The organism is Embleya sp. NPDC005971 (genome assembly GCF_040629175.1).
Lineage (GTDB): Bacteria > Actinomycetota > Actinomycetes > Streptomycetales > Streptomycetaceae > Embleya.
Window position 1 is genome coordinate 1 of sequence record NZ_JBEXUX010000180.1, and the last position, 1,771, is coordinate 1,771.

Sequence of the window (1,771 nt, forward strand, 5' to 3'; positions counted from 1 at the left end):
GCGGCCGAGTCGGGCGGTGCCGCGTGAGCACCGAGGACATCGCCGCCCGTTTCGCCCGCGAGACGGCCGAGCACGAGATGACCGTCCTGCACGACAAGGGCCTGTACAGGCACCTCCACTTCGCCAACCCGGGCAACTCCGAGTTCTGGTGGGACCTGGTCACCTGGCCGGGGTCCCTCGCGGTGCGCGGCGACATGGGCGGGGAGTGGATCTTCTCCCGGCTGCCGGACATGTTGAAGTTCTTCCGCTCCGACGGCGGCCGGATCAACCCGTCGTACTGGTCGAAGAAGACCGAGGGCGGCCGGCTCTCGTGCGAGGTGTACGACGAGGCCGTGTTCCGGCAGGTCGTGACCGAGCACTTCGTCGAGTCGGTCCGCTTCGGCGACGCCCCGCGCGGCCTGGGCAAGGCGCTTCGCGCCGACGTCCTGGACTGGGACCTCAGCGACGAGGACGAAGCCCGCAGGCTGCTGCGGGACTTCGAGTTCCGGGGCTTCGAGTTCTCGGACGTGTGGGAGTGGAACTTCCGCGACTTCGACCCGTGGTTCCTGTGGGCGTGCCACTCGATCGTGGACGGGATCCGCCGGTACGACCTGCACCGCGCGATCCCGGCGGTCGAAGCCCCGCCCGCGAACCTCACTCCCGCGTGGCGCCACAAGGGCGTCCTGTACGACCTGACCAGGGACTTCCGCGACCCCTCCGGTGACCACTGGCGGTGGCTCGGGACGTGGGACGAGGACGGCTCGCCGCAGGTGGTGTGCCTGACGGACCCGTCGGTGCAGGACCAGGCGGATCCGGCGGCTGCGAGCGACTCGATGGCGTCGCTGATCGGGCTGTATCACGAGCCCCTCCAGCGCATCCGGCCGACTGTCGCGACGCGGGGCGGTGGGCGATGACCCCCGACGACTACGACGCGCTGGAGGCCGAGGCCGCCGATGAGTCGGCGTTCGCGAACGGCGACGAGAGCTACCCCTGGTTCGCGGCGAACTGCGGCACCTGCATCCACGACAAGCCGGCCCGCGAGGGTCGTGACGGGGACGGCTGCCCGCTGATCCTGATCGCCCTGATCGGGAAGCGGCCGGCGCAGTGGCTGGACGGGCCGCGCACGCCGGAGGGCCTGTTCGCGAGGGCCACGCAGTACGTGTGCACCGAGCAGCGCGGCGAGGAGGAGCCCGACCCGACGCCGCGGCCGATCCCCGACCTGCCGGGCCAAGGCGTGCTACTGCCGCGCGAGCCGTACACCGGGCACCGGATGCTCACCGCGCTGCCCGAGCACACCGAGACCCCCGCGTGACCGCCCCGACCGCCGCCGTCCCGCCCCCCGGGGCGGCGGCCCCCGGGCCCACCTGCCGCACCTGCCGCGACACCGGCGTGTACCTCGCCGACCCGGCCCTGGACTGCCCGGCATGCCCCGGGCCCCGCTACCTGGACGAGGGAGACGACGAGTGAGCCTCGTAGCCGAACGCCTGGCCACCCCGACCGGCCGCCTGGTCCTCGACGCCGACGCGGACCGCGACACCTGGCTCGCCGCCCGTCGACTGGGCATCGGGTCGTCCGACGTTCCCGACATTCTCGGCGTCGGTGACTTCGGCAGCCCGCTGCGCGTCTACCTGGACAAGGTCGGCGAACTCGCCGACGACGCGGGCGATCCCGCCTTCTGGGGCACCGTCCTGGAGGACCCGATCGCCCGTGAATGGGCCCGCCGGAGTCGATCCGTCGTCGAGCCCATCGGCATCGTCGAGCACCACGAGCATCCGCGCCACCGGGCCACGCT

Annotated in this window: 4 protein-coding genes; all 4 read left to right on the forward strand. The window is 72.4% G+C overall.

All coding sequences use genetic code 11. The features are described 5' to 3' along the window. Positions 1–893: phiSA1p31-related protein (locus ABZ374_RS48425; protein WP_360325210.1), on the forward strand; the 893-nt coding region annotated here is incomplete at its 5' end. Beyond that, positions 890–1,291 (forward strand): hypothetical protein, encoded by a 402-nt coding sequence (locus tag ABZ374_RS48430; protein ID WP_360325213.1) that lies wholly within the window; start codon positions 890–892, stop codon positions 1,289–1,291. The genes ABZ374_RS48425 and ABZ374_RS48430, both read left to right, overlap by 4 nt. Further along, entirely contained in the window at positions 1,288–1,446 is a 159-nt protein-coding gene (locus tag ABZ374_RS48435; RefSeq protein ID WP_360325216.1) for a hypothetical protein, read from the forward strand. The genes ABZ374_RS48430 and ABZ374_RS48435 overlap by 4 nt, the downstream gene beginning before the upstream one ends. Further along, the coding region (locus tag ABZ374_RS48440) for a YqaJ viral recombinase family protein (RefSeq protein ID WP_360325219.1) at positions 1,443–1,771 on the forward strand (329 nt) is incomplete at its 3' end. The genes ABZ374_RS48435 and ABZ374_RS48440, both read left to right, overlap by 4 nt.